Source organism: Paenibacillus sp. NMA1017, assembly GCF_058895805.1.
This window is the reverse complement of sequence record NZ_JBZXYR010000001.1, coordinates 585,361-611,469: the sequence shown is the minus strand read 5'-3', so window position 1 is coordinate 611,469 and position 26,109 is coordinate 585,361. Positions and strand designations below refer to the sequence as shown.

Annotated in this window: 24 protein-coding genes; 19 read left to right on the top strand and 5 right to left on the bottom strand. The window is 44.0% G+C overall.

Annotated elements, in window-relative coordinates:
• Window positions 1-74: 74 nt before the first annotated feature.
• Complete coding sequence (locus AC5ELV_RS02900) at window positions 75-962, bottom strand: LysR family transcriptional regulator (protein WP_493429054.1); 888 nt, start codon at window positions 960-962, stop codon at window positions 75-77.
• Window positions 963-1,088: 126 nt separating this feature from the next.
• Here AC5ELV_RS02900 and AC5ELV_RS02895 point away from each other — a divergent pair, with 126 nt between their 5' ends.
• The 4 genes from AC5ELV_RS02895 (at window position 1,089) to AC5ELV_RS02880 (ending at window position 5,768) form a co-directional block, all read left to right on the top strand.
• A complete protein-coding gene (locus AC5ELV_RS02895) occupies window positions 1,089-1,760 on the top strand; it encodes an O-methyltransferase (protein ID WP_493429053.1) in 672 nt (223 codons plus the stop codon).
• A 351-nt stretch (window positions 1,761-2,111) separates the two neighbouring features.
• Window positions 2,112-2,858 carry a DeoR/GlpR family DNA-binding transcription regulator gene (locus AC5ELV_RS02890; RefSeq protein WP_493429052.1) on the top strand — a complete coding sequence of 249 codons (747 nt, stop codon included), beginning with the start codon at window positions 2,112-2,114 and terminating at the stop codon, window positions 2,856-2,858.
• Between the two features lie 2 nt (window positions 2,859-2,860).
• Window positions 2,861-3,772 (top strand): 1-phosphofructokinase, encoded by a 912-nt coding sequence (pfkB, locus tag AC5ELV_RS02885; protein ID WP_493429051.1) that lies wholly within the window; start codon window positions 2,861-2,863, stop codon window positions 3,770-3,772.
• Window positions 3,773-3,839: 67 nt separating this feature from the next.
• A complete protein-coding gene (locus AC5ELV_RS02880) occupies window positions 3,840-5,768 on the top strand; it encodes a PTS fructose transporter subunit IIABC (protein ID WP_493429050.1) in 1,929 nt (642 codons plus the stop codon).
• A gap of 161 nt (window positions 5,769-5,929) precedes the next feature.
• Here AC5ELV_RS02880 and AC5ELV_RS02875 read toward each other — a convergent pair whose 3' ends face one another.
• Window positions 5,930-6,805, bottom strand: coding sequence for a LysR family transcriptional regulator (locus tag AC5ELV_RS02875; RefSeq protein ID WP_493429049.1), 876 nt, complete (start codon window positions 6,803-6,805; stop codon window positions 5,930-5,932).
• Window positions 6,806-6,916: 111 nt separating this feature from the next.
• On the opposite strand from AC5ELV_RS02875, the gene AC5ELV_RS02870 reads away from it, so the two are divergent.
• Both AC5ELV_RS02870 and AC5ELV_RS02865 read left to right on the top strand, forming a co-directional pair.
• The gene (locus AC5ELV_RS02870) at window positions 6,917-7,303 is read left to right on the top strand and encodes a tautomerase family protein (protein ID WP_493429048.1); all 387 of its coding nucleotides are present in this window, start codon (window positions 6,917-6,919) and stop codon (window positions 7,301-7,303) included.
• A complete protein-coding gene (locus AC5ELV_RS02865; protein WP_493429047.1) occupies window positions 7,300-7,623 on the top strand; it encodes a carboxymuconolactone decarboxylase family protein in 324 nt (107 codons plus the stop codon). Before AC5ELV_RS02870 ends, AC5ELV_RS02865 begins: the two co-directional genes overlap by 4 nt.
• A gap of 98 nt (window positions 7,624-7,721) precedes the next feature.
• Here the strand turns inward: AC5ELV_RS02865 and AC5ELV_RS02860 are convergent, their stop codons facing one another.
• Window positions 7,722-8,342 carry a GntR family transcriptional regulator gene (locus tag AC5ELV_RS02860; RefSeq protein ID WP_322157658.1) on the bottom strand — a complete coding sequence of 207 codons (621 nt, stop codon included), beginning with the start codon at window positions 8,340-8,342 and terminating at the stop codon, window positions 7,722-7,724.
• A gap of 244 nt (window positions 8,343-8,586) precedes the next feature.
• Between AC5ELV_RS02860 and garR the strand changes: the two genes are divergently transcribed.
• The 9 genes from garR to AC5ELV_RS02815 all read left to right on the top strand — a co-directional run bounded on the left by garR (window position 8,587) and on the right by AC5ELV_RS02815 (window position 21,740).
• Window positions 8,587-9,525: a 2-hydroxy-3-oxopropionate reductase gene (garR, locus tag AC5ELV_RS02855; RefSeq protein ID WP_493429046.1), complete on the top strand. Its 939-nt coding sequence runs from the start codon at window positions 8,587-8,589 to the stop codon at window positions 9,523-9,525.
• Window positions 9,522-10,967 (top strand): four-carbon acid sugar kinase family protein, encoded by a 1,446-nt coding sequence (locus tag AC5ELV_RS02850; protein ID WP_493429045.1) that lies wholly within the window; start codon window positions 9,522-9,524, stop codon window positions 10,965-10,967. Before garR ends, AC5ELV_RS02850 begins: the two co-directional genes overlap by 4 nt.
• A gap of 53 nt (window positions 10,968-11,020) precedes the next feature.
• The gene (locus AC5ELV_RS02845) at window positions 11,021-12,379 is read left to right on the top strand and encodes a GntP family permease (protein ID WP_493429044.1); all 1,359 of its coding nucleotides are present in this window, start codon (window positions 11,021-11,023) and stop codon (window positions 12,377-12,379) included.
• Between the two features lie 223 nt (window positions 12,380-12,602).
• The gene (licT, locus tag AC5ELV_RS02840) at window positions 12,603-13,460 is read left to right on the top strand and encodes a BglG family transcription antiterminator LicT (RefSeq protein ID WP_493429043.1); all 858 of its coding nucleotides are present in this window, start codon (window positions 12,603-12,605) and stop codon (window positions 13,458-13,460) included.
• 183 nt (window positions 13,461-13,643) lie between these two features.
• Window positions 13,644-15,524: a beta-glucoside-specific PTS transporter subunit IIABC gene (locus tag AC5ELV_RS02835; RefSeq protein ID WP_493429042.1), complete on the top strand. Its 1,881-nt coding sequence runs from the start codon at window positions 13,644-13,646 to the stop codon at window positions 15,522-15,524.
• Window positions 15,525-15,600: 76 nt separating this feature from the next.
• The gene (locus AC5ELV_RS02830) at window positions 15,601-17,010 is read left to right on the top strand and encodes a glycoside hydrolase family 1 protein (RefSeq protein ID WP_493429041.1); all 1,410 of its coding nucleotides are present in this window, start codon (window positions 15,601-15,603) and stop codon (window positions 17,008-17,010) included.
• 177 nt (window positions 17,011-17,187) lie between these two features.
• On the top strand, window positions 17,188-18,090 hold the full coding sequence (locus tag AC5ELV_RS02825; RefSeq protein ID WP_023987954.1) for a LysR family transcriptional regulator: 903 nt from the start codon (window positions 17,188-17,190) through the stop codon (window positions 18,088-18,090).
• A gap of 123 nt (window positions 18,091-18,213) precedes the next feature.
• Window positions 18,214-19,353 carry a 5-methyltetrahydropteroyltriglutamate--homocysteine S-methyltransferase gene (locus tag AC5ELV_RS02820; protein WP_061828650.1) on the top strand — a complete coding sequence of 380 codons (1,140 nt, stop codon included), beginning with the start codon at window positions 18,214-18,216 and terminating at the stop codon, window positions 19,351-19,353.
• Between the two features lie 1,394 nt (window positions 19,354-20,747).
• The gene (locus AC5ELV_RS02815) at window positions 20,748-21,740 is read left to right on the top strand and encodes a CatB-related O-acetyltransferase (RefSeq protein WP_493429040.1); all 993 of its coding nucleotides are present in this window, start codon (window positions 20,748-20,750) and stop codon (window positions 21,738-21,740) included.
• Window positions 21,741-22,363: 623 nt separating this feature from the next.
• Here AC5ELV_RS02815 and AC5ELV_RS02810 read toward each other — a convergent pair.
• Window positions 22,364-22,702 carry a helix-turn-helix domain-containing protein gene (locus AC5ELV_RS02810; RefSeq protein ID WP_493429039.1) on the bottom strand — a complete coding sequence of 113 codons (339 nt, stop codon included), beginning with the start codon at window positions 22,700-22,702 and terminating at the stop codon, window positions 22,364-22,366.
• Between the two features lie 396 nt (window positions 22,703-23,098).
• On the opposite strand from AC5ELV_RS02810, the gene AC5ELV_RS02805 reads away from it, so the two are divergent.
• The 3 genes from AC5ELV_RS02805 (at window position 23,099) to AC5ELV_RS02795 (ending at window position 24,195) form a co-directional block, all read left to right on the top strand.
• Window positions 23,099-23,326, top strand: a complete 228-nt coding sequence (locus AC5ELV_RS02805) for a hypothetical protein (protein ID WP_493429038.1) — start codon at window positions 23,099-23,101, stop codon at window positions 23,324-23,326.
• Window positions 23,327-23,426: 100 nt separating this feature from the next.
• On the top strand, window positions 23,427-23,525 hold the full coding sequence (locus tag AC5ELV_RS02800) for a hypothetical protein (protein WP_014599622.1): 99 nt from the start codon (window positions 23,427-23,429) through the stop codon (window positions 23,523-23,525).
• 220 nt (window positions 23,526-23,745) lie between these two features.
• On the top strand, window positions 23,746-24,195 hold the full coding sequence (locus AC5ELV_RS02795) for a DUF6386 family protein (RefSeq protein ID WP_493429037.1): 450 nt from the start codon (window positions 23,746-23,748) through the stop codon (window positions 24,193-24,195).
• 130 nt (window positions 24,196-24,325) lie between these two features.
• Here AC5ELV_RS02795 and AC5ELV_RS02790 read toward each other — a convergent pair whose 3' ends face one another.
• Window positions 24,326-25,456, bottom strand: coding sequence for a phosphodiester glycosidase family protein (locus tag AC5ELV_RS02790; protein WP_493429036.1), 1,131 nt, complete (start codon window positions 25,454-25,456; stop codon window positions 24,326-24,328).
• 132 nt (window positions 25,457-25,588) lie between these two features.
• Here AC5ELV_RS02790 and AC5ELV_RS02785 point away from each other — a divergent pair, with 132 nt between their 5' ends.
• The gene (locus tag AC5ELV_RS02785; protein WP_493429035.1) at window positions 25,589-26,062 is read left to right on the top strand and encodes a DUF7716 domain-containing protein; all 474 of its coding nucleotides are present in this window, start codon (window positions 25,589-25,591) and stop codon (window positions 26,060-26,062) included.
• Window positions 26,063-26,109 lie beyond the last annotated feature (47 nt).

Here is a 26,109-nt window from a genome sequence, read left to right as displayed (position 1 = left end):
ATGCGGTATGCACGCGGTCATGGCTCTTGTTATTTTAAAATACAGCGCTAGTGTACACAGATGCATAATGCTCATCAGGAATGGTTACGAATGAGCTGAATGAGATTTAGAGTAGCGGTAGATAGGGGTTCGTTTTTGCGGGTACAGATGGCGATTGAATTGAGAAGCTGGATGTCTTCTACGTATACCCGGCACAGCTCGCCGCGTTCTACATATTCACGCACGACCAGTGAAGACACAAAGTTGGCGCCATATCCGGCAATAACTGCAGTAATCGCCTCATGCAGCCCTGTGAAGTTTAGGGTGACTTGGGGGGCGGGGGCATTGTAGGTTCGACATAAGGAAAATAATCTCTCCCGTGTCGAGCTCCCCTTTTCACGCATAACAAAGGGTTCATGCATCATTTCCAGTAAAGAAACCTGCTGATTTGCATACCGATGATCTGGAGCTACCACGAACCACAGCTCATCACGAAATAGTTCTTCGGTCTGAATCGTATCGGGATATTGCTCCGGTAGCCCCCCATAGATGGCTAAATCCACTTCTATATTCAATAGTTGCTGCAAAGCATCATTGGAATTCGTGGTGTTAATCGTCATTTCAACATGTTCATATTGTTGTTTGAATTTTGCAATCCAGGCCGGAATGAGAAAATGAGCCGGTAAATAAGTAGCCGCTAGCCGGATATGACCATGGGCTCCATCACGATAATCTTGTGAAAATTGTTCAATCTGCTGTTCGATGGCAAAGAGCCGTTTGGCGAGTACAGCAAGCTTTTCACCAGCATCCGTTAAGGTAATCCCTCTTCCTAGCGGCATGAGCAGTGTGAGAGATATTTCTTTTTCAAATTTTTTAATTTGGGCGGTAATCGCAGGTTGGCTAATATTTAAAAGTTCAGAGGCACGTGTCACACTCCCTGTAGAGGCGACCACGTGAAATAAGCGTAATGCATGCAGGTTCAAGACCACACTCCCTTTCCAGCAGATTCATACATGCAGATTATGAATAGAGCAAAAACATATATTATTTTTATAATAATAATTCATTTACAATCCAATTGTAAGTTAATCCAAAGGAGAGTGGAGCGAATGAATCAAACGAACACGTGGGATCAAGTAGACCAGTATATCTCGGAGTGTCTCATTCCGCATGATGCTGTCTTGGAACAAGTGTTGGCTGCTAACCAAAAGGCGGGACTACCTCCGCATGATGTCTCCCCCAATCAGGGAAAGCTATTAAATATCCTTGCTCAAATGCAGGGAGCGCGACGTGTGCTGGAGATTGGTACTTTGGGAGGCTACAGTACAATCTGGTTGGGAAGGGCGTTGCCGAAGGATGGAGAAATATTAACACTGGAAGCCAATCCGATCCATGCTAAAATTGCCCGGTCGAATATATCGTTGGCTCAGTTGGATGAAATGGTGGAACTTCGGGAGGGAGACGCTTTAGAGCAGTTAGTACAGATGAAAGAGGAGGGCGTTGGCCCCTTTGATCTTATTTTTATCGATGCGGATAAACCCAATAATCCATTTTATCTGGAATGGGCACTTCGCTTCTCGCATCCTGGCACCGTTATTATCGGTGATAATGTTATCCGTGAAGGAGAAGTGGTTCGAGCTTATAGCACAGACCCTCGTGTGCAGGGAGTAAGAAAGTTTTATGATATGCTGGCTGAGGAATCAAGAATTACAGCTACAGCTATCCAAACCGTGGGGAGCAAGGGGTATGACGGTTTCGTCATTGGAATCGTTAAGGGCTGAACGCTAAGCGTCTCGATTGGCTAAACACAGAGGGGAGAGTTCCCGGTGTTTAGCTTTTTTCTGAGTAGAGAAGGTTGGGACGATTTGTGCGCTTAATGGTAAAATGGGTGCTGATGGAAGCATCAGAACGTTTTTGAACGTTTATTGCTGAATTCCTATGTAAGAAGAATGAATTTACATAAAAGTAGATGAATTTTCTTTAAAATGTAAACGCAATCATGTAGATTGGAGCGGGAATTCACCATTTTGTAAAAAAATGAAGCGGGTATGAATTTTTTTGAATTTTTTTGGAGAAAAATGATTGTTTTTTATCAAGTTTGTGGTACGATATGAACAGTTGGGGGAATGAAGATGCTGACGGAAGAAAGATACAAGTTAATAATACAGCGCTTACAAGAATGTGGTGTTGTAAAGTTGCAGGAATTGGCTGATCTGTTGGGAGCTTCTGAGTCAACGATTCGGCGTGATTTGATAGATCTTGAAGGCCGTCAGTTGCTAAAGCGGATTCATGGTGGGGCAACCTTGCTGAATCAGAAAAGTCAGGAACCTGGCATAGAAGAAAAAACATTCAAAAACGTTCAACAAAAAAGCGTAGTCGCCCGTATGGCAGCCAAAGAAATTTTGGATGGCGAATGTATTTATCTGGATGCGGGAACAACAACGATGGCGATGATTCCTTACATTGAAGCTAAAGACGTGACGGTCGTGACGAATGGTCTGTCCCACGTAGAAGCACTGGTAAGCAAACGAATCAGAAGCTATCTACTGGGAGGGATGATGAAAATTCATACCAAAGCCGTAATCGGGAGTATTGCCCTACAAAATTTGGACAATTTTCGATTCGACAAGTGCTTTCTGGGAACGAACGGGGTGGATGTGGAAATGGGGTATACGACTCCTGATCCTGAAGAAGCGCTGATAAAGCGGCGTGCCCACCAGCTGTCCGGCAAAACGTATGTGTTGGCCGATTCCAGCAAAATTGGAGAAGTAACCTTCGCCAAACTGTTTGAGCTCAAGGAAGCTATCCTGATTACCGAATCGGTGCCTGAACGCTCACGCCGATCCATCGCTCAGAAAACTAAGATAATCGAGGGATAACAATGATATATACAGTAACGCTGAACCCTTCCATTGATTATATCGTGGAAGTTGACGATTTGAAGCTTGGTGACTTAAACCGGATGAAACGTGATTTGAAACTGCCAGGTGGCAAGGGGATTAATGTATCACGTGTACTGAACCAATTGGGAGCAGACAGCACGGCGATCGGTTTTCTCGGAGGATTCACAGGCAGGTTTATCGACGATACATTGCGGGAAGAATCCATTAAAACTGATTTTGTAATGATCGAAGATGATACACGGATCAACATTAAGCTCAAGCATGGCGATGAAACGGAAATTAACGGTTTGGGACCTGCGATTCGTGAGCAAGAGGCCGATGCGTTGGTACAAAAGCTGGCGGGTCTCCAGAAAAATGACATAGTCGTCTTGTCAGGAAGTATACCGCCGTCACTTGGAGGAGACTTCTATGATCGGTTGATTCGCGTATGCCAGCAAACCGGGGCTGAATTCGTCATCGACACCACAGGTGAGGCACTGATGAAGGCACTGGTTCATAAACCGCTGCTCATCAAGCCGAATCATCATGAGCTGGCTGAGTTGTTTGATGTAACGATTCATTCAAAGGAGGAGATCGTCACTTACGGTCGTAAACTGCTGGAAGCAGGTGCAAAAAATGTACTGATTTCCATGGCAGGAGAAGGGGCTTTGTTCATTACGGGAGATGAAGTGTATCACGCAAATGTACCAGCAGGAACGGTGAAAAATTCTGTAGGCGCAGGTGATTCAATGATTGCTGGATTCGTGGGTACGCTGGCTCTTCATGGCGATCCGATCGAAGCATTCCGTGCAGGAGTGGCATCCGGAAGCGCGACTGCGTTCTCCGATGATCTGGCTACTAGAGAGAAAATTGAACAATTACGGCCGCAAGTCACGATTTCAAAACGGTAATCCATCTGCATCATGAGCTTATTATGCGTGTGTCAACACGCTGATCGAACTTAGGAGAGTGTGAAAAATGAGAATAACAGACCTGATGATTAAAGAAACGATGATCATGGACCTGCAGGCGACGACAAAAGACGGGGCGATTGAGGAACTCATCGCCAGTCTCGAAGCAAGTGGACGTATTAATGACCCGGCGTTGTTTAAAGAAATGATTTACAAACGCGAAGCAGAATCCAGCACTGGAATTGGCGGCGGCATTGCGATGCCGCATGCCAAGACCAAAGCCGTGAATGAAGCGACCGTCGTTTTCGCCAAAAGCAGTAAAGGCGTAGAATTCGAATCGTTGGACGGTGAGCCGGCGAAAGTATTCTTCATGATTGCGGCTCCAGAGGGAGCAGCAAATACGCATCTTCGCACACTAGCGGCTCTTTCCCGGCTTCTAATTGATACCGATTTCATCAACAAGCTGATGAATACGCAAACACCGGATGAAGTATCTGTGCTGTTTGATACCAAGCAGGCGGAAGAAGAAGCTGCCAAGAAAGCAAAAGAGGCTAAGAAAGAGGCTGCCAAAGCGCAGCAAACGCCAGACGTTATCGTTGGCAATCCGAATTCTGACGAGTTTGTGGTTGCAGTGACCGCTTGCCCTACAGGTATTGCACATACGTTTATGGCTGAAGACGCTCTCATTAAGAAAGCGACAGAAATGGGTGTTAACATCCGGGTAGAAACGAATGGCTCGGAAGGTGCGCAAAACGTACTGACAGCGGATGAAATTCGCCGTGCCAAAGGTGTAATCGTTGCTGCTGACAAAAAGGTTGAAATGGCCAGATTTGATGGTAAACCTGTATTGCAAAGACCGGTAAGCGACGGTATCCGTAAATCTGAGGAACTAATCCGCAAAGCGCTCAACGGCGATGCCCCAATTTATCGTAGTGAAGGTAATGGCAGCGCTGATGAGTCGAAAGCGGAGAAGAGCAGCGTGGGCAGCAAAATCTACAAGGATTTAATGAACGGTATTTCTCATATGCTGCCATTCGTTGTAGGCGGGGGGATTTTGTTAGCCATTTCCTTCTTGATTGAACAGGTAGCGGGAGAAGATAATGTATTCTTCCAACTGTTACAAACAATTGGCGGCGGAACCGGTGCGTTCCACTTCCTGATTCCGATACTGGCCGGATTTATCGCGATGAGCATTGGAGACCGCCCGGCACTGATGCCAGGTATGGTTGGTGGTCTGATGGCTGTAAACTCTAATGCAGGCTTCCTTGGCGGTCTGGCAGCTGGTTTCATGGCTGGTTATGTGGTGATCTTCCTGCGTAAAGCTTTTGCAGGTCTGCCAAAAGCGCTGGATGGTTTAAAACCAATCTTGTTATACCCTGTATTTGGACTCCTAATTTCAGGCGCGATTATGTTCTACCTGTTCGATCCGATTTTCGGTGGTATTAATACGTGGCTTGTCAATGTTCTGAACAATTTGGGAACAGGTAATGCGGTTATTTTGGGTCTGATTCTAGGCGGAATGATGTCGATCGACATGGGTGGACCTTTTAACAAAGCTGCTTATGCATTTTCGATCGGTGTCTTTACTTCCAGTGGTAACACGAACGGAGCTATGATGGCGGCTGTTATGGCGGGCGGCATGGTACCTCCGCTGGCAATCGCATTAGCTTCGACGTTCTTCAAAAATAAGTTTACTGAGCAAGAGCGCAAGTCTGGCTTGACGAACTATGTACTTGGATTGTCCTTCATTACGGAAGGAGCCATTCCATTCGCAGCTGCTGATCCTCTGCGTGTCCTGACCTCTTGTATTGTAGGTTCAGCGATTGCTGGTGGTCTGACGCAGTTCTGGCAAATCAATCTTCCAGCTCCACATGGCGGAATTTTTGTAGCAGCTCTTGCCAATCATGCTTTGCTGTTCTTGCTTGCAGTCGCGATTGGCTCCGTGATTTCCGCGCTCATTCTGGGACTGTGGAAAAAACCGCTCGAAGCGAAATAACGGGTATCACCAGAGTATAAAAATAAAAGGGACAGATTTCCTTTGGCCTTTAAAATAGTAAAGCCGCTAAACACCAGGTTTCTGAGTGTTTGGCGGCTTTTTCTTTATGTAAAGGTGTCGGCTTTGCCAATATAGGCTTATTATTAGTTATTGCATTGGAGCTATATCCTACAAAGCTCCTTAACCAACTGCATAAACAGCCTTCGGGCCGAAGACATATACTGCTGGTGATGGTTGTTTTGTAGGAGTCCAATAGGAATATTCGGGTCTGATAACTGGAGGGGGACGGGGACCAGTTCCTCCTGCATAGGCATTGACGATAGAACCACTCCAACTGAAGGAATCGTTTTTACGAATGTGGGGATCGATGAGATTTGACTGACAGTATAAAAAAACGGCATCGACTGAAAGCGTGAAAGCTCTTTCTCCAGTCGTATATGGTACAAGCAGTTCTTACCTCCGACGATAAGCGGATACTCGTACAGATCTTCGAGATGAAGCTCATTTTTAGCCGCGAAGGGATGATTACGGGATACAATAAAGGCGATGTGTTCATTATACAAGGGTTCAAAGTGTAAGGAAGGAATCGAGTGAGGTTCCCCAGAGATTGCAAAATCCAGTGTACCGTCCATCAAAGCATGTGCGAGAGTATCCGTGTTTCCAACTGTAAAATGGCATGTAATATTTGGTTTATGCTCTCGAAACTGACGTAGAACTAAGGGCAGTACGGTAGCCGCCACCGTTTCAATCACACCGATATGGAGCGTGCCAATTTCCTCCTTTTTCAGCGACTTCGCCTGGTCCATTACAAATTTCCAATGCTGAATAAGCCCGTCTACCTCCTCGGCATATAGTTTGCCTGGGGACGTTAACTCCGCATCCCAGCCCCTTTTAAAAAGCTGAAATCCCAGCTCTTTCTCTAGCCTCTGTATTTGGCTCGTGACTGTAGACTGAGCGTAGTTTAATTTGGCAGCAGCTTTTGAAAACGTTCCTTCTTCAATTATGGTACGAAATGTAGTTAATTCTTTCAGATCCACGCACGCTCATCTCCATCGGTAAAAATGAATATATTTATAATTATTTTCAATTATACAGATGAAAATAAGAGGAGTACAATCATTTTATCCCAACGGATAGGAGAGATGAACATGCCATTTGTAAGAGTTGGCTATATGGAACAACAATACACAGAGCAAGAGTTACCTTGGATTAGCCGCTGTATCATGAACGCTTTGATCGAACATTTTCAGGTTCCGGAAAAAGATTACTTTCAGGTTTTTCATGCTCATAAGCAAAGCGAGTTTTATTATAGTCCCGATTATTTGAATGTATCCAGAACAGACAAGCTGCTGTACATCCAAATTACAATGGGATCGGGTAGAACTACGGAACAAAAAAAGAGTTTCTACCAAAAGTTAGCGGAACTCTTATCCATTGAATGTAAGGTTAGACCGGAGGATGTATTTGTGACACTGGTAGAGACTGAATTAGAGGATTGGTCCTTTGGCAACGGACTTGCCCAGATGATTGTATGAAGCATAAATTGATCAGATCGAGTGTTCGGGAAACGATCGGTAATTTTGCACCTGCTTTTGTAAGCTATACGGAAGATGTCCTTTTTGGCGATGTATGGAGAAGAAGTGAGCTATCTCTCAGAGAACGGAGTCTCATTACCGTCTCCGCATTGGTAGCGGGTGAGCATGTAAATCAACTTCCTTATCATCTGAAACTGGCCAAGGAGAACGGGATTTCGGAGGAAGAACTGGTTGAGGTCATTACACAGCTTGCTTTTTATGTAGGATGGCCCAGGGCAGCCTCAGCTATTCAGGTTGCCAAAGACGTATTCTGCAAATAAAAAGAGAGTTAAGCATGAGCCTAAAAAACCGCTAAGCACAAGGGATTCCGAGTGTTTGGCGGTTTTTTGGCATGGCATAGAAATGGAGAAGCGAAGGACTATCTGATCAGATGCAGGCAAAAGTCCAGATCAGCCTGGAGATGCTCCTTCATCAGTCGTTCTGCTGTATCGCCGTCATGTGCCCGGATAGCCTCACAAATATGCTGGTGCTCATCAATCAGAAAGGGACGATGATAGTAGACGACCGTATGACGGAATAAATAAATAACGGATTGCATCCGATCAAATAAATCAATCATCATCGAATTATTGCTGGCCTTCATAATGATCTCATGAAACTCTTTGTTCGCTTGCATTACCTCATCCAGCGAGCCGGAACGCCCGATGCTCACACATTGCTCCAAAGCCAGCAGCTCTGTCTCGGACAAGTAGGCAGCCGCGCTGCGCGCCGCATGTCCTTCAAGCAGCATCCGTAGCTCAAAGGTGTTACGCAGATCGGTTTCAGATAGCTTGACTACACGTTTATTGACGATAAGCCCTTCCTGCTCCAATTTGCGGATGGATTCACGGATAGGCGTGCGGCTTACACCGAGCTGCGTGGCAAGCTTTTCCTCGACCAACTTGGTTCCTTGAGGGATGGTTCCGTTCAGGATCATATCACGCAGTGTTTCATAAGATTGCTGGTGTGCCGTTCGAGAGTTATTGCTGCTGTACTGCATGTCATTCACCTCTACGTCTACTTTAGCGAAAAGATGGAGGTTAAACAATGTCTATCCTATATATTCAATAAAAAATTGATACAAAATTTAAATTTTTGTATACAAAAATGAATTTATTGTGTACAATCGCAAATGTAAATACAAATTAATAGCGCTTACATGTGATAAAAAGCGTTTACAAATGGGTTTTTCTAAAAAACATGAATAGGAAATCGAATTTGAAAAGCTATGGAGGGACTTTAACATGACAAAGAAAATTGGATTTATTGGATTAGGTATTATGGGTCGTCCGATGTCGTTAAATCTTTTGAAAGCGAATTATGAGCTGACCGTATTTGATATTAATCAGGAGGCCGTCACAGCTTTGGTTGCATCAGGCGCACATGCAGCGTCATCCCCGAAGGAGGTTGCAGAGCGCAGTGAAATCATCTTTACGATGCTGCCGAATTCCAATCATGTGAAAGAAGTCATTTTGGGTGAGAACGGGATTTTAAAAGGGGCTAGTATTGGAAGCGCTATCGTAGATATGAGCTCGATATCTCCAGTCGTCTCCAAAGAGCTGTCGGTGAAAGCCGCTGAGGCTGGTCTGCACATGCTGGATGCTCCTGTCAGTGGTGGCGAACCGAAAGCAATTGATGGGACATTGGCAATCATGGTTGGTGGTAAAGAGTCAGTGTTTGAGCATGTCTTGGATGTTCTGCATGTGCTGGGTCAGGATGTCACCTTGGTTGGTGATAACGGTTGCGGTGCAACGGCAAAGCTGGCTAATCAGATCATGGTGAACCTGAATATCGCGGCCATGTCCGAAGCGCTTGTGTTTGCAGCCAAGGCAGGCATTAATATTGAGAAAATGGTGCAGGCGATTCGTGGTGGATTGGCAGGCAGTGCGGTACTGGATGCTAAAGTTCCTCTGATCTTGCAACGGAATTTTGTAGCTGGGGGTCGGATTGATATTAACCTCAAGGACATCACGAACGTTATGGAAACCGCGCATGACATCGGTGTACCGTTGCCGCTTAGTAGCCAACTGCTGGAAATATTCCACGCACTCAAAGTGGATGGTAAAGCGGCGGATGATCACGGCGGAATCGTCCAGTATTTTGAAAAACTCGCAGGCGTACAGGTAAAGCAGAGTAGGAAGAGCATGCTAACCCAGAATACGAATAAGGTGGAGATCACATGAATGTAAACACAGGATATACCTCATTGTCAGCCCTCCAAGCAGAATTGCCTCCTGAATGGGACAGCAAAGGATTGCGTCAGGAAATTCGCCGGATTAATGACGCCAGAGGGCGGAAAATTATCGTATTGGACGATGATCCGACCGGGGTACAAACCGTTCACGATATCGACGTTTTGACGCAGTGGGATGAAGCATTGCTTCGTGAAGCATTCGATTCACCGAAAACGCTTTTTTATATCCTGACCAATACACGCGGACTTGATGCGCAGACCGCAGAACAGATTAACCGCGAAATTGCCCGCAACGTACAGGCTGTTGCCACCGAAAAGGGCAAATCATTTACCTTTGTCAGCCGCAGTGATTCCATGCTGCGAGGGTATTATCCTCTGGAAACGGACGTACTGGCAGAAGAAGGATCGCGTCAAAGTGGACGGAGCTACCACGGACATTTGATCATTCCAGCCTTTTTCGAAGCTGGGCGAGTAACTGGAGGCAACACCCACTATATGGTGGAGGACGATACGCTAATTCCCGTACATGAGTCGGAGTTTGCCAAGGATAAGGTATTTGGCTATGAAAACGGTGATTTGGCGGCATGGGTGGAAGAAAAGACAGAAGGCCGTATTCATGCCTCGGAATGTCTTGTTATTTCACTGGAACAGATTCGCAAGGGACCAGACGCTGTGCAAGAAGTATTGCTACAAGCGAAGGATAACGTACCAATCATCGTCAACGTGCTTTCGTATGCGGATATGGATGTAGTATCACTGGGGCTGCTGAAAGCAGAAGAGCAAGGGAAAACGTTTATTTTCCGCACAGCTGCTTCTTTTGTGAAATCGTATGCCGGGATATCTGACCAGGAATATTTGCCAAAGGAACGACTGATTGCAAGTGGTCAGGAAGGTCACGGCGGTATTGTGGTCGTCGGTTCCTATGTTCAAAAAACAACAAAACAGCTGGAGCAGTTACTTACGTACCCGGAAATTGTGGGTCTTGAAATTGATGTGGAACGGGTGTTGGATTCTGAGGGCTACACACAGGAATTAAGCCGTGTTATCGCAGAAGCCAATACACAACTGGCTGCGGGCAACAATGTGGTGGTATACAGTAGCCGCAAACTCATTGCGGTAGATAATATATCTGTTAATTTCAAAATTAGTCAAACGGTATCCGGTGCACTGGTCGAAATCGTACAGTCGCTTGAGACGGTGCCCAAGTTTATCATCGCCAAGGGTGGCATTACTTCCAGTGATGTGGCTACCAAAGGGCTTGCGATCCGCAAAGCACGTGTACTCGGCCAGGTTGCGGCAGGCATCCCTGTGTGGCTGACCGGAGAAGAAGCCAAATTCAGTGGCATTCCGTATATCGTGTTCCCTGGTAATGTGGGCGGAGAACGAACATTGCTGGAAACTGTAGAGAAAATCGAAAACGTACAGGGTTAACCCCTGTTTTCAACAAACTTAGAGAGCGCTTACTTAAATGAGGGGGTTATAACATGTATTCCGTATTCGGACTCAGTCATGATGCAAGTTTGTTATTGTATGCACTTATTTCTATTATTGGACTGATTCTGCTGATCGCTAAGGTCAAAATGAACCCGTTTGTCGCGCTCATCGTCGGTGCCGTGTTCATGGGTCTTATTGCAGGTATGCCGCTGAAAAGTATCGTGACAGCTTATCAGGAAGGTGTAGCCAGTGTGCTAGGCTTTATAGCTATTGTGCTTGGTCTAGGTACGATGTTGGGTAAGCTGATGGCTGAGTCTGGTGGTGCGGAGCAGGTTGCCAAGACCATGGTGCGGGTGTTCGGTGAGAAAAATGTCCATTGGGCCATGATGGTGGTCGCTGTCATTTGTGGTATCCCAGTATTCATTCAGGTAGGTATCGTACTGTTGTTCCCGCTCGTATTCGTTATTGCCAAGCACACCGGGACTTCGCTCATTAAAATCGGGATTTCTCTTGTAGCTGGCTTGGCGGTTGTGCATAGTCTTATCCCTCCGCATCCGGCAGCGATGCTGGCCGTAGGTATTTTTAACGCGAATATTGGTAAAACGATCTTCCTTGCGCTTATCGTAGCATTGCCGGCCGCAACGATTGCGGGTCCGATCTACGGAAGCTGGATTTCCAAGCGTATCAAGGTGGAGACTTCGAGTGAATTGATGGAGCAATTTACGGAAACGAAAGAAAGAGAATTGCCAGGCTTTGGCATTACACTCTTCACCATTATGTTGCCCGTTATTTTGATGCTGCTGGCGACGATAGTAGATCTGATTTTGCCAGAAGCCAACGGCTTCAGACAGGTCGTTGATTTCATCGGCAGTCCGATCATTGCTTTGCTGATTGCTTTATTGTTCTCGCTTTACTCTTTTGGTTATGCACGCAACTTCGATAGCAAGCAGCTATTGAAATTTACGAATGATTGCCTGGGTCCGGTTGCTTCTATCATCCTGCTGATCGGTGCAGGCGGTGGTTTCAACAAGATTTTGACTGCCAGCGGTGTGGGTGATGCGATTGCAGGTTTTGCCCAGCATGCACATTTGTCGCCGCTTGTATTGGCCTTTGTGATTGCAGGTCTTATCCGGGCCGCCGTTGGTTCCGCCACGGTAGCCATGACGACGGCGGCAGGTATTGTCGCTCCGATTGCAGTCACGATGCCGGGGGTGAGCCCGGAGCTACTGGTGTTGGCTACCGGAGCAGGCTCGATCATTTTGTCCCACGTGAATGACTCCGGCTTCTGGATTGTTAAAGAATACATGAACCTGTCCGTACCTCAAACCCTGAAAACGTGGACAGTCATGGAAACCATTCTCGGGTTCAGTGCTTTTGGTATCGTGATGATACTCAGTATTTTTATCTGATTTGTTCATAAACGATCTTCCCGGAAGACTTTTCAGCATGATTGTATTGTTATTCTGCTTTGAAAGCGGTATAGTAAGAGTAATTGAATGAGGGGTGAAGTGCCTCTCGGGATTGTTACTGGTAAGCAGGCGATACCCAAATAATGACTAATTGATTTAGTCGTTATTTGGTTTTTTTTGTTATTACTAACTTTGTCATTACATCAATGAGGTGAGCAGATAAATGATCATCCGGCAAATTTTTAACAACAATGTCATCCGAGTCGAAAATCAGGTGGGTCATGAATTTGTTGTCATAGGGAATGGTCTAGGCTTTAAAAAGAAAAATGGCCAGCGGGTCGATGAGGACAAAATAGAAAAAACCTTTGTATTAAAGTCCGATAAAATTCCACAAAAATTAATAGATCTTATTGGGGAAACATCTGTAGAGTATTTAAAGGTGGCGGATGAAATTGTAGGCAGCGCAAAAAAGGAAATGGGAGATATTTTTAGTGACAATATCTATATTTCTCTGATTGACCATATCCAATTTGCCATCTCTCGATACAGAAAATCTGTGGGGCTTAAAAATTCACTGTTATGGCAGATCAAAAAATTTTACAAAAAAGAATTTATGATCGGTATGAATGCGTTGGACATCATCCATGCTCAATTTGGCATCCAAATGGATGAGCATGAAGCAAGCTTTATTGCTATGCATTTTGTAAACGCAAGACAAGATGGTCAGGGAATGAAACAAACGGTTGAGATTACCGAGGTCATTGATGACATTTTCAACATTGTAACCGATTACTATCAGATTACACTGGATGAAACTTCGTTCAATTATTCTCGGTTTATTACTCATTTGCAGTACTTTGCCCAACGATTGCTGAGCAATGAACAAGAACAACTAGCTTCAGGGGATAATTTCTTGTATGACCAAGTCAAAGATAAATACGAGAGGGCTTTTCAATGCACCCAATTAATCAATCAATATTTGGAGTTAAAGCATGAAAGTGCTATGTCGATTGACGAAAAAGTGTATTTGACGATTCATATACAGCGTGTAACCTCCAGAAATGATATAGCTAGTTCTTAGAAAAAAAGCTTGCAAACGATTTCTAAGTGATTTATAGTAGGCTCACAACTTAAATATAAGGATTGTTACTGGTTAAGCAGGCGATACCTAAATGAATGGCAGTGATCATTTTCTTTGATCATACAGGCCTTTCGTTTAGGTATTTTTTTGTTTTCAGGCAATCTGCCCAAGAGGAGAATGAACATGGACCATAAGAAAATGGGCGAAGACATCGTACGTCTCGTTGGAGGAGAAGAAAATATCAATGGGCTTGTCCATTGTGCTACACGACTCCGATTTGACCTGAAGGATTCACGAAAAGCCGAAAGAGAAGCGCTTGAGAAGCATGAGGGAATCATTACAGTTGTTGAAAGCGGAGGACAATTTCAAGTTGTTATTGGCAGCCATGTTGCCTATGTATATGCGGAAATCATGAAAAACAGGGATTTTGGATCGAATTCCCCTGCAGCCAGTGAATCCAGTGGTAAAAAAACATCGGTCATATCCACAATCTTTGAAGTCATTTCCGGTAGTTTCTCCCCATTGATTCCAGCGATGGCGGGCTCAGGAATGATAAAAGCACTCCTAACGGTTTTGACCTTGCTAGGTTGGATGTCTGCAACAAGTGATACCTATCTGATCCTGTCTGCTGCTGGGAATGCTGTATTTTACTTCTTGCCGATTTTACTAGGGATTACGCTCGGTATAAAGCTGAAGGCGAATCCTTATGTAGCTGGTGTGATCGGTGCGGCTCTCATGGAACCTAACTTTACAGGACTGATGGACAAGGGCTCTGATGTATCGTTTTTAGGAATACCGGTGGTCATGATGAACTACTCAGCCAGTGTTTTCCCGATATTCATATCGATTAGCATATACGCGTTGGTGGATAAGTTTTTGAAGAAGATCATTCTTAAGGATTTACAGCTTTTTTTAGTTCCGATGCTGGCTTTAATGATTATGGTTCCGCTATCTGCGATGGCATTTGGGCCGTTCGGTACAACGGTAGGAGATTGGATTTCTTCGGGTGTGACATGGTTAATTGGTGTAAGCGGCATTTTGTCAGGGATTGTTCTTGGCGGTTTTATGACCTTTATGGTCGTCTTCGGACTTCACTGGGGTTTTACACCCATCACGATTCAAAATATCAGTGTTGGCGGGGATCCGATTGAGGCGATGGCTGCAGCAGCTGTATTTGCTCAAATTGGGGTAGCATTTGGTATCTTCCTGAAGGCGAGAAAAGATAAAACACTTAGAACTCTTGCCGGTTCCACGAGTATTACAGGATTGCTGGCGGGTGTGACAGAGCCGATTGTGTATGGTCTGGTGCTTCGCTATAAACGTGTCATTCCGATTGTCATTATCGCAGGAGCTATAGGCGGTGCCATCAATGGACATTTTGGGGTAAAAATGACGGCTTATGTTTTTCACAACATTTTTGCGATTCCAGTGTATACGCCAACCTTGGTTTACGTGATTGCCATTGCCTGCTCATTCGCGGCAGCAACCGTACTAACCCTTATTTTTGGGTATGAAAGCAAGGTGAAGGAGGAGACCCCAGAAACAGTTGAATCCGTGAAAACAGCAGAACCAGAGCCTGTTGTTACAGCAACCAAGGCCGTTGATATCAAGAAAGAAACGATATACAGCCCGATCACAGGCACGACCAGACCATTGAGTCAAGTGAATGATTCTGCATTTTCTACAGGGGCCATGGGAAAAGGATTAGCCATTGAACCGTCTGTCGGTGAGGTTGTAGCGCCAATAGATGGAGTCGTAACCTCGCTGTTTCCCACAGGACATGCCATAGGATTGACTTCCAATGCGGGTACAGAGATATTAATTCATATCGGAATTAATACCGTTGCGCTGAAAGGGAAGCATTTTAATCCAGTGGTTAAAGAAGGCGACAGCGTGAAACGGGGCGATTTGCTAATCCAGTTTGACAGGGAGCAAATTATTGAAGCAGGATACGAAATCGTAACGCCTGTCATCGTCACACTCACGAAAAATAAAGTGGACGTATTTGAGACAAATCAGGAGCAGATTCAAAAAAATGAAGTATTGTTAACGTTGGTTGTGTGATACTGGCAAGCATCATTACCACATACATGAATGGCGAACATCAGAAGGATATAACGATAACTGGAGGGACTATATCATGAAACATAATCAATTGAAGGCATTTCCTGAAAACTTTTTCTGGGGAGGTTCCACTTCCGCTTATCAAGTAGAGGGTGCATGGGACGAAGATGGAAAAGGGCCTTCTGTCATTGACATGGCTAATCACGTCGAAGGGGTCACTGATTTTAAGGTAACCAGTGATCATTACCATATGTTCACAGAAGACGTAGCCCTGATGGCTGAAATGGGCTTTAAAGCATATCGTTTCTCGATTGCATGGACACGTATTTATCCCATGGGTGCAGGTGAAGTGAATCAGAAGGGAATCGCGTTTTACAGCTCATTAATTGACGAACTAATTAAATACGGGATTGAACCGATTGTTACTATGTATCATTTTGATCTGCCTTATGCTCTTGAACAACAAGGCGGTTGGTCGAAGAGGGAGACAATTGATGCCTTCGAACAGTATGCCAAAACACTGTTTGAGAATTTTGGAGACAGGGTGAAATATTGGTTAACCATTAATGAGCAGAACATGCTGATTCTCCATCCCGGTTCTATTGGCACATTGGATACAAGCCTGGAAAATCCGCAAAAGGTACTGTACCAACAAAATCATCATATGTTAGTCGCGCAGGCGAAAGCGATGGTATTGTGCCATGAAATGCTACCTGACGCGAAAATTGGACCAGCGCCGAATATCGGGGTGATCTATCCAGCCAGTTCCAAGCCGGAAGATACACTGGCGGCTGATAACTATGCAGCCATTCGCAACTGGCTCTATCTGGATATGGCTGTATTTGGCCGTTACAATCACATTGCCTGGAGCTATTTGGTCGAGAAAGGCTATGAGCCTGTCATTGAAGAAGGGGATATGGACATTTTAGCGAAGGGGAACCCGGACTTTATCGCATTTAACTATTATACCTCTCAAACCGTAGGAGAAAGTTTAGATGACGGAAATGATTTTTCACATACAGGAGATCAGCATGAAATTGTGGGTGAACCCGGAGCATATCGAGGTTCCGTCAACCCCAACCTGCAAACGACGGAGTTTGGTTGGGAGATTGATCCGGTCGGTTTTAGAACCACATTACGCCAAATTTATTCTCGCTACCACTTGCCTTTAATCGTGACAGAGAACGGCTTGGGTGCTTTCGACAAGCTTGAAGAAGGGGATGTAGTGAATGATCCTTACCGCATTGACTTTTTCAAGAAACATATCGAGCAGATTCAACTGGCTATTACAGACGGTGTAGAAGTATTCGGCTTCTGTCCGTGGTCTGCGATTGATCTTGTCAGTACTCATCAGGGCTCCAGCAAGCGTTATGGGTTTATCTATGTGGATCGTGAGGAGTTTGATCTAAAAGATCTGCGTCGTATTCGTAAACAAAGCTTCTATTGGTATCAAAAGCTGATCTCCACAAACGGTGAAATTCGTTAATTAAAGCAGCCGTGAAAAAGCACCTCCTTGAAATGGATGTTACCATTTTGAGGGGGTGCTTGTATTTGTAGCCTTGGGGGAGAGTCTGATTTCATTCAAGCATCCATTACTCCTTTCCCAGAAGTGTGATCGTATATTATATAATAGAAGAAACACAAACGGAAAGGACATCATGCATTGACCTTACAACAATTAAAATATGTCATTGAGGTTGCCAATCGTGGCTCCATGAATGAGGCGGCGAAGCGGTTGTTCATTTCCCAGCCCAGTCTGTCGAACGCGATTCGTGATCTGGAGGAAGAAATTCATATCACCATTTTTGAGCGTACCAATAAGGGGATTTCTTTGTCCAAGGAAGGCGTGGAATTTCTCGGTTATGCACGTCAGGTCGTTGAGCAGGCGGAGCTACTGGAAAGTCGCTATCTGGATGCCAAGCCTTCACCTCAGCATTTTGCTGTGTCCACGCAGCATTACGCTTTTGCTGTAAATGCATTCGTAAATCTGGTGAATCAATATGGTCAAGAGGAGTATGAATTGGCTCTGCGAGAGACCAAAACCCATGAAATCATACAGGATGTCAAAAGCTTGCGTAGTGAGATCGGAATTCTGTATCTGAACGAATTTAACGCCAAGGTCATTAACAAGCTGCTAAAAGATGCAAATCTGCAATTCAACAGCCTGTTTACGGCCAAGCCGCACATTTTTATCAGTGCCAATAATCCGCTATCCCGACAGTCCATCGTGACCATTGACCAGCTTCATCCGTATCCGTATTTGTCCTTTGAACAAGGGGAGTACAATTCCTTTCACTTTTCCGAGGAGATTCTCAGTACGTTATCGCATCCCAAAAGCATTCGCGTCCATGACCGAGCAACCCTTTTTAATCTGCTCATTGGTTTGAACGGCTATACCATTTCTACCGGAGTGATCAGTGCGGATCTGAACGGTAACGACATTATTTCCGTCCCTCTGGAATGTGATGAGTCTATTAATGTGGGATGGATTTGCCATAAAAACGCTGCGCTCTCCAAGCTTGCCACCGTCTACGTTGAAGCGCTGCATGAGGCGATAGGGGAATAAAAGATTGGGTATAGCCTTAGGCTATAACTAGCTATAGTTTATTGGAGTTACCTTATAACTGAAAATGTATGTTATCTTTCTTACAAGAACTTCACTATAGAAGCGAAAAAGGAGATAACCCTAATGAGCAGCATCCTTGATAATGCATCCCAACGTAAAGTGACCCCTTTTAGACACGATATGGTCGGCAGCTTTTTGCGCCCGCAAGCGATTAAAGACGCCAGAATTCAATTTCAAAACAATGAAATCTCTGCGGATGAGCTGAGAAAGATTGAAGATAACGAAATTATCAAGCTAGTGGAAAAGCAAAAATCCGTAGGACTTCAAGCCGTGACAGACGGTGAATTCAGACGATCCTGGTGGCATCTTGATTTTATGTGGGGTCTGGATGGCGTGGAAAAGGTACAGCTTTCGAACGGCTACCAATTCCAAGGTGTGGAAACAAGAGCGGAAACCGCACGTTTGTCCGGTAAAATCGGACATTCTCGTCATCCTTTCATTGAAGATTTCAAATTCCTGAAGCAAGCAGCAGGTGAGGATGCCATCGCGCGCCAAACAATCCCGGCACCTGCACAGTTCCTGGCCGAGCTGTTGCGCGGAGAAAATAAAGAAACAACCGATACGTATTACAGCAATCTGGATGAACTGGTGACGGATATCGCCAAAGCCTACAAATCCGTGATCCAAGCGTTGTACAATGAGGGCTGCCGCAGCTTGCAATTGGATGATTGCACATGGGGGATGCTCTGTGATAAAAACTATTGGGAAGCTAGACAGCATGCGGGTGAGAATGTGGAAGATACCAAAAAGCTGTTTGCCCGTGTGAATCAGGAAACGGTGAAGGATCTTCCAGCCGATTTGGTCGTTACAACCCATGTGTGCCGTGGTAACTACCATTCCACCTGGGCATCTTCTGGCGGCTATGAGCCTGTAGCCGAAACTCTGTTCGGCATCGACAACATCGACGGCTACTACCTCGAATTCGATACCGACCGTGCAGGTGATTTCACACCGCTTAAGCATCTGAAAGATCAAAAGCAGGTCGTACTGGGCCTCGTTTCCTCCAAAACAGGTGAACTGGAAGACAAGCAGACGGTCATTAACCGTATTAAGGAAGCGACTCAATTCGTCGACATCAACCACATCTGCCTCAGCCCACAATGCGGCTTTGCTTCGACAGAAGAGGGCAATATTCTGACAGAAGAACAGCAGTGGAAAAAGCTTGCTTTCATTAAAGAGATTGCGGATGAGATTTGGAAGTAAGGGTTATAGGTTCTCAAACAAAAAACACGCCACTTGTGGGCGTGTTTTTTGTTATAAAACCTAACAACAACACCTTTAGCTTTAACTTCAATAATCTTTACCTCTGTCACTACGTTTAAGTCACCAGCAGCTTTACCATTATCTTTTAAAACTTTTTCCTCAGTTGCTTTACCAACGTTAGGAGCTTTTAGCGTACCTCCAGGAGGTTACTCGAATTTGTTGATTAGGCGTCGTCTAGATCTATCTGAATTTGCCCTAATTATCAATCGGTCTGTTTCACCTGGACAACTTTTGGGTTGGGTTTTACAGGTGGCTTCTCTGAATAGCTGGTTGGCTAGGTCTAGCAGAAGGCTTTCCGATGACTCCATACCGATACGAGCTCCTACCACTCCATAGGTCGCCTCGATTAAATCACTTAGATATGTCTCTCCAAGTAGTCTCCTGATTTATTCCCGATGAACCTGATTGTTTCGAGTAATAAGAGTGTATCCATTTTCTCTTTCCAACTCAATAGCATTTGTTGAGATTATTCTCATAGCTACTAATCTATTTACTATGGCATTGAGAGTTCCTCGGACCACCAATTGAATATAAAATTCTAATAAAGTCGTGATTACTAATTTTTATTTCTCTCCATAATGCAAGTTTTGAATTCTCATGTTTCTTTGACTCGCTTATGCTCAAACTCACTAATCAACCCTTGCATGGCTAACCAGCCAAGTGTTTGAGCGGATGTAATCCTAATTTCTTATGGCTTCACGGTAGATGTACCTTTACTTCGAATGGGATCGATGCGGTGGTTTCGTAAAACAGTTGCTGCTACTTTACATGCGGAGCCACCAGCCGTATGCAACGTCACACCAGCCGCTTTTCTTATCACCAGAATGGTGCTAATAGCTGGGACACCATAGTCATAAATGCATGCGCCTGTTGAAGAATTGATTTTTACTGTAGGAGTGCAGCTAGATGATGTCTTGACTAATAATGAAGTTTGGGCAGCTTCATATGCCTTTATGCCCATGAGTGGTAAGCCCAGCAGAGGAGGGAGGTCTGATACGAAAACAGGCGTCTTCACTGTATTTTCCTAATAAGTCAATGGACTTTTTTATTCATCTCACCATGCAGCATCATGCTGCCGCCCCCTCTTATAAGTATATTGCGGTTCCAGTACCTTAGTGACAGTTCCCGCCCGGCATTAAGCTTCACGTGACCCTGAATCTGCACATTTCTCGGACTGTTGATGGTAACGCTGTTACCTTCATGCATTGTAATAGAGAATTGCCCTGAGGTGGACAGTAGAAAGGGTAAAACAGCACCCTCTGCAAATTATTGAACATCTATGTTAGACTTAAATCTGGTTTTAAGTTTGTTATATAGAAAGGAATGAAAATATATTGATTAATATAAATCATATGGTGGCTTCTAATGAGAGTCGTGCACTAGTATATGATAGCAAACAAAATCAAGGATTTAAATTTGGAGTAATTGGTAGACACAGTTATATAAATGATATGACTATTTTTATGGTGCCAGGGATTGAGTATGCTAATTTGCAAGTAGGTAATTTTTGCTCTATTGGTTATCATGTAACAGCAATACTTAATTTGTTACATGATTATAAGTCTGTATCGACATCAACCTCATCTATCTTTAAAGTTGATTTTAATAATATGAAGATTAATGGGAAGTTTGAAATTATCATTGGAAATGATGTATGGATCGGTAATGGAGTTACTTTACTGTCAGGTATTAAAATAGGGGATGGAGCAGTAATTGGTGCTGGGTCTGTTGTAACAAAAGATGTCCCCAGTTATGCAATTGTGGGAGGAAACCCAGCTAAGGTTATTAAATTTAGGTTTGAAGAAGATCAAATTCATAAATTATTGGAAATAGGCTGGTGGAACTGGACAAATAGTGTTATACAAGAGAACAGTAATTTTTTTTCTTTGGAAATTAAAAGATTTATAGATAGGTTTTATTTTGAACCACTATTACCATCAAAAATAGAGATGAATAAGAAAAAATATTCTGTTATATTCTTTCCTGATTTTCACGATCCTTATCCATTATGGAAAAAAGTTATAAATGAATTTATTAGCTCTTTTTCCTCAGAAGATGAAATTTCATTAGTGTTACGTATAGATAACGATTTGAATTTCCACAAAAATGTAAATCGCATTGAAAATCTACTCGATGATCATGAGAATCTGCCAGATATTTTAGTATTAAATGATAATGTTGAAGATGAGCGAAGTTTGTTCTTGGATATGGATTGTTATATAACGACTAGAAGTGAGAAAACAGTCTTCTATTTGGGAATCGCTAGAAGTCTTGGTTTGAATGTTCTTTCTGGAGTGAACATTCCAGTATTCAATTTAATAAGCTGAAATTAAAAAAAGGAAATAAAAAAATGTGAAAAAATGCAGTGCTGGACTGATGATGTTTTATTATATCCATTTTTAGGAGTAAATCATTTCGTTTTCTTGGAGACCTCAGAGACCATAAAAAATCGTAGACTTTCATATCCGATTGCTTCTGACAATACGCTCAAGTGGATTCATCTCTCCTTTTCAAATGTGATTGCTGTCTTCTTGATTAATTCTATTATCTTAAATCATTTCTGAATCATAGAAGCTGCACATGAATGCAACTTTGGCCTAAGTTAAAAGTTTACAGAATGACCCATTAATTAGGGGGGGACAATGTATGTTTTTGGAGGGAGAGAGGGTCTTTCTGAAACTAAGGTTGTTGAGAGGAGGAACATTTTTTGATTTAATTTATCTAAAAATTCAATAAAAGGAATTGTGTTTCTTCCTATCATCTCGACACACGTGAAAGTGCTTGTGGGCAATATACGAGAGATATACTAAGAAGGGTTTACTTAATATGCAAAATATTTGTCTCTCATCATATTGGAGTGTGGAGACAATTATAGTCGAAGAACCCATCTGTATTTAAGAAACAGGTGGGCTTATTTTGTTTTCATAATTTTGAGAACAGAAAAATCCTTTTAATTTGTAATCTCCCTTATCACATTCCTCGCCAAGCGTACTTTTTCTGGACTCGACTTTTTGAGCATTGTAATAATTTCTATAATATCTTCATCAGACTCCACAATTTTGGGGTCTTCGCTTACATATGAAAATAACTGATTTAAATTTACGTCTAGAGCTTTTGCGATCTTAGCTACATTTATCAAAGAAACATTCTTTTCTCCACGTTCGATCTGTCCAATGTATGTAAAATGAAATCCACCTTTTTCCCCAAGAGCTTCTTGTGAGAGGCCTTTTTCTTTGCGTAACACTCTTATTCTAGCACCAACTAGTTTTAATACTTCTTTGTCCTGCATTTATCTACACCCCTTCATACTAAAAAGTGTAGACAAGATTTTCTTGGGTAAACATGAGATTAAGAATCGTATATTTAGCATAAATTATATCTATAAGTATTATTTTGGAGTATAATAAGACTATTCTTAAAATTCTCTGGAGGAATAGATATGAAAGAAGCTCCTTCTAGCTTTATTCTAAGTCCTACTCAACCGTCCAGACCCTCACAACACCTACATAAATCAATAACCGATTTCCACACTCTATCCCAATACCACATGAAACTAGCTCAAATTCTGCATAAGCACAATCAAGTCCAATGCTGCATTATCCTATGTGACTGGGCTTTGACCTCCATGTTAAAAGCACTATATATGAAAGAAAACAACAGCCTTTTCCCTCCCGGATTCCTGTCTATGACTGATCTACTGCACTTATTACATACCGAAACCAACCCCGGATTGGATGTTGTCGTATTTATAGGCACCACTCAATTTCTTTCATCCCAGCTAGAAACCTCTCTCCTTCAAAAGATGAAGCACAAGGATGTGAGCAGGCTACTGCGAAGAACGGACGACATTCTCAGCCAGTTGTCATCCCGAGTGATTAGCGATCCATCCGAGACGTATCAGTCCATTTTCTAAGAAGCCCCTCTATGGCAAATAAACTTGCCAATCCGCCCTGTCGTTATCCGCTTTTCTTCATACGATAAGAGTATGCTTTAACGCAAGGAGGGATTCAGACATGGGTGAAGTAGGTTACGGTGGAGCATGGACATCCACAGGAGCGATTTTGGTATTGTTCATTTTGCTGGTAATTATTACTAAGTCTTTTCTGATCTAACAGCAGATTAGTATTGCTTAAATCCACAAAGCTGCCTTCTTTCACGACATCGTGAGGGAAGGCTTTTTATGCAGAAAGGGTGTTAGCCCAACATGTTGTCTGGTCCTGCAAGCATTGCTATACTTTACATACAGGGAGATTTTCCCTCATGTATATTTCAATACGGATAGCGTAAGACGTGGAAAAACAGAAATTAGCTGACCAAAATCAGGAGGATCGCATGATGCATACGGCAAGCAGTCCATTTCAATTTACAACAGACACGGCGACTCTTTGCTTATTTGATACGCAAGCACTTAAGCATCGTTTGGACGATGATCCAGATTGGTGGTCCATCGAAGAGGACGAGCTGGGCGAGTTGAACAAAGGAAATGTAGCTTTCTTGAATCTGGGAGCCGACGGGACCTATGAGGTTTTGATGACAGATCATATCGACAAGCCTACTGTGCGGCTGTTTTTGAAGGTTCCCTCAGGCAACCTATTTATTGGAGCAGGAGAGGAAGCCACAAGTGGCGGTCTGGAGCCTGAATGTGTATGGGGAGGGACGTTCCTGTCTGTGCAACCCGGACTTTATGAATGCTCGGCGAGCAGAGAAGACAACCGTATTTACCTTTCTTTAAAAAAAGGAAGCGAAGGCAGTAATAGCTTTACAGGTCTGATTCGATTGTAGGTTGCAGGCAACCCGAACGCCCCATACAAGCTGCCTCAACAGGTGAAAGCAGGAACAACCGAAGCTAGAGAAAATGAAAAAAAGGCTATCCCCACGGCTCATAGGTCCGTGAAGACAGCCCTTTATCCGTCTATTGATACTTTACAATAATGGCATTGCTGATTTGGCGGCCGGGTGTGGTGAGGTAGGCGCCGTTGTAATACAGCCCGCTGGAAGCACCGCCGTCCAGATTCATGGCCTGATAAGCGCCGGCCTGCTTCATCATTTGGGCGAGCTGCGGTATAGTCGCTCCGCTTGTGGTCAGGAGGATCAGCTTATGATCCCGACTCATTCCGAGTGCGCTGCGGGCGCCGCCGCCTGTTAATATTTTAGGGTCCTTGAAGCCTTCGGCTTTGACATTTAGGGAAACCTGTCCATTTGTGACCAGACGAGGCCCAGCTTGCAGGGCACCTTCGACGTTACCTTGGCTTAATCTTTGTTCAAAGGCAGAACCTGACACCAGCTCGGCTAAATGGTTAGCATCGTAGGTGAAGACCGTCCGTTGGTCGCCGGAGCTTTTTTTCAACATCTTTCCGTGACTGACTAGGTAGCCGTAAGGCGTTTTGTAGGAGCTTTTGGTATAGGCGTCAAAGAATGTACCATTGATGGCTACAACCGCTTGATTACGTTTGGCGAGACTACTTAAGTCTTCCACTTTGCCGATTGTATTGCCTGCCAGAGCCACATCCAGGCTTACCTTGGGATGGAGCATAGAGATAGTGACCACCTTAGCGGAAAAGGTACGAGATCCGACCTTAAAGCTTTTATGAGCCGTCGTAATGGGTGTAGTATTTCCGGGTAGCTTACCGGTAAGTACCGGAAGCGTGACGGACGTTGTACCCTGCTTAATGCGTACAGCTGAGGTTTCCTTTTGCCATGAGACTTGCAGATTTAGATATTGGCTGATGAACTGCAAGGGTACATAGGTCGAACCATTATCGGTAAAAGGAGCATTTTGCAAACGGATCGTCTGATCATTCACTTTGGCAGTGGATTTTCCGGTAAATAGGGTGATCCGGGTATTGCCTTGCGCAATTTCTATTTTTTTGTCCGCTGCCGTTATGTTAAATGTGATCCCTTCATAGCTGTTCAGGAGACGAAGCGGGATGAAGGAGTGGTTACTCTGGTCCACATAGACCAGCATAGGTGCTGGGGCAGCAGCGTAGATCGGGGATACAAGTAATAGCAAGGACAGGATAACAAGTGCGGTGATTCTTTTCATGAATAGATCAATCTCCTTATGTAGTCTTGACACTTTACGAGGTGCTTGTAATTATATCGGGTTTTATAGGTTGTAAATGTATGTTATGCGAATTTTGAGTGTTTAGCTGATATAGGAAGCGGGAGGTTGGAGATGAGCAGGTATGAGACAAGACTTGAGGATTACCGTCGCAGAGAGCGCCCGTCTTATCGTGAATTTGAAGGATTGCAGGAATTGGTGCGTAGCGTGGGGCAACTGCATAATAACTGGTTATATGTGAATGTGGATCAATGGGATCAGGACCCGGTTCACACACCGATTTATTATTGGGATGAGCATTGGCTAGAGGAATGTGCAGAGGAGGGTACAGCCGTAACCAACGAACAGGACGAGTCTATTCCCAAGTGGGTGCCGGATCGTCAGGTTCAGACCTGGTTTGAGTTGGCGACCTTCGAAAGTATTGTGGAAGTCCTTAAGGCTGCCGGACAGCCAGTGACGCTTCAGAAGGTGATTGTAGCAGTAAAATATTATGCCAAGCGCGATGCCTATCTGGACTATGAGGAAGTAAAGGCAGTGATAGACCTGTGGTCTGTGCTGACAAAGGTGAGAAACCACCTAACAGAATGAACAAATCCTGTAGAACAAACGGGGCATACATACACTGGATGGGGGAA

Bases quoted from the DNA above. Each gene is read 5' to 3' on its own strand.
- AC5ELV_RS02895 (WP_493429053.1), top strand. From the start codon at position 1,089: ATGAATCAAACGAACACGTGGGATCAAGTAGACCAGTATATCTCGGAG.
- AC5ELV_RS02890 (WP_493429052.1), top strand. From the start codon at position 2,112: ATGCTGACGGAAGAAAGATACAAGTTAATAATACAGCGCTTACAAGAA.
- pfkB (WP_493429051.1), top strand. From the start codon at position 2,861: ATGATATATACAGTAACGCTGAACCCTTCCATTGATTATATCGTGGAA.
- AC5ELV_RS02880 (WP_493429050.1), top strand. From the start codon at position 3,840: ATGAGAATAACAGACCTGATGATTAAAGAAACGATGATCATGGACCTG.
- AC5ELV_RS02870 (WP_493429048.1), top strand. From the start codon at position 6,917: ATGCCATTTGTAAGAGTTGGCTATATGGAACAACAATACACAGAGCAA.
- AC5ELV_RS02865 (WP_493429047.1), top strand. From the start codon at position 7,300: ATGAAGCATAAATTGATCAGATCGAGTGTTCGGGAAACGATCGGTAAT.
- AC5ELV_RS02860 (WP_322157658.1), bottom strand. From the start codon at position 8,342: ATGCAGTACAGCAGCAATAACTCTCGAACGGCACACCAGCAATCTTAT.
- garR (WP_493429046.1), top strand. From the start codon at position 8,587: ATGACAAAGAAAATTGGATTTATTGGATTAGGTATTATGGGTCGTCCG.
- AC5ELV_RS02850 (WP_493429045.1), top strand. From the start codon at position 9,522: ATGAATGTAAACACAGGATATACCTCATTGTCAGCCCTCCAAGCAGAA.
- AC5ELV_RS02845 (WP_493429044.1), top strand. From the start codon at position 11,021: ATGTATTCCGTATTCGGACTCAGTCATGATGCAAGTTTGTTATTGTAT.
- licT (WP_493429043.1), top strand. From the start codon at position 12,603: ATGATCATCCGGCAAATTTTTAACAACAATGTCATCCGAGTCGAAAAT.
- AC5ELV_RS02835 (WP_493429042.1), top strand. From the start codon at position 13,644: ATGGACCATAAGAAAATGGGCGAAGACATCGTACGTCTCGTTGGAGGA.
- AC5ELV_RS02830 (WP_493429041.1), top strand. From the start codon at position 15,601: ATGAAACATAATCAATTGAAGGCATTTCCTGAAAACTTTTTCTGGGGA.
- AC5ELV_RS02820 (WP_061828650.1), top strand. From the start codon at position 18,214: ATGAGCAGCATCCTTGATAATGCATCCCAACGTAAAGTGACCCCTTTT.
- AC5ELV_RS02810 (WP_493429039.1), bottom strand. From the start codon at position 22,702: ATGCAGGACAAAGAAGTATTAAAACTAGTTGGTGCTAGAATAAGAGTG.
- AC5ELV_RS02805 (WP_493429038.1), top strand. From the start codon at position 23,099: ATGACTGATCTACTGCACTTATTACATACCGAAACCAACCCCGGATTG.
- AC5ELV_RS02800 (WP_014599622.1), top strand. From the start codon at position 23,427: ATGGGTGAAGTAGGTTACGGTGGAGCATGGACATCCACAGGAGCGATT.
- AC5ELV_RS02795 (WP_493429037.1), top strand. From the start codon at position 23,746: ATGATGCATACGGCAAGCAGTCCATTTCAATTTACAACAGACACGGCG.
- AC5ELV_RS02790 (WP_493429036.1), bottom strand. From the start codon at position 25,456: ATGAAAAGAATCACCGCACTTGTTATCCTGTCCTTGCTATTACTTGTA.
- AC5ELV_RS02785 (WP_493429035.1), top strand. From the start codon at position 25,589: ATGAGCAGGTATGAGACAAGACTTGAGGATTACCGTCGCAGAGAGCGC.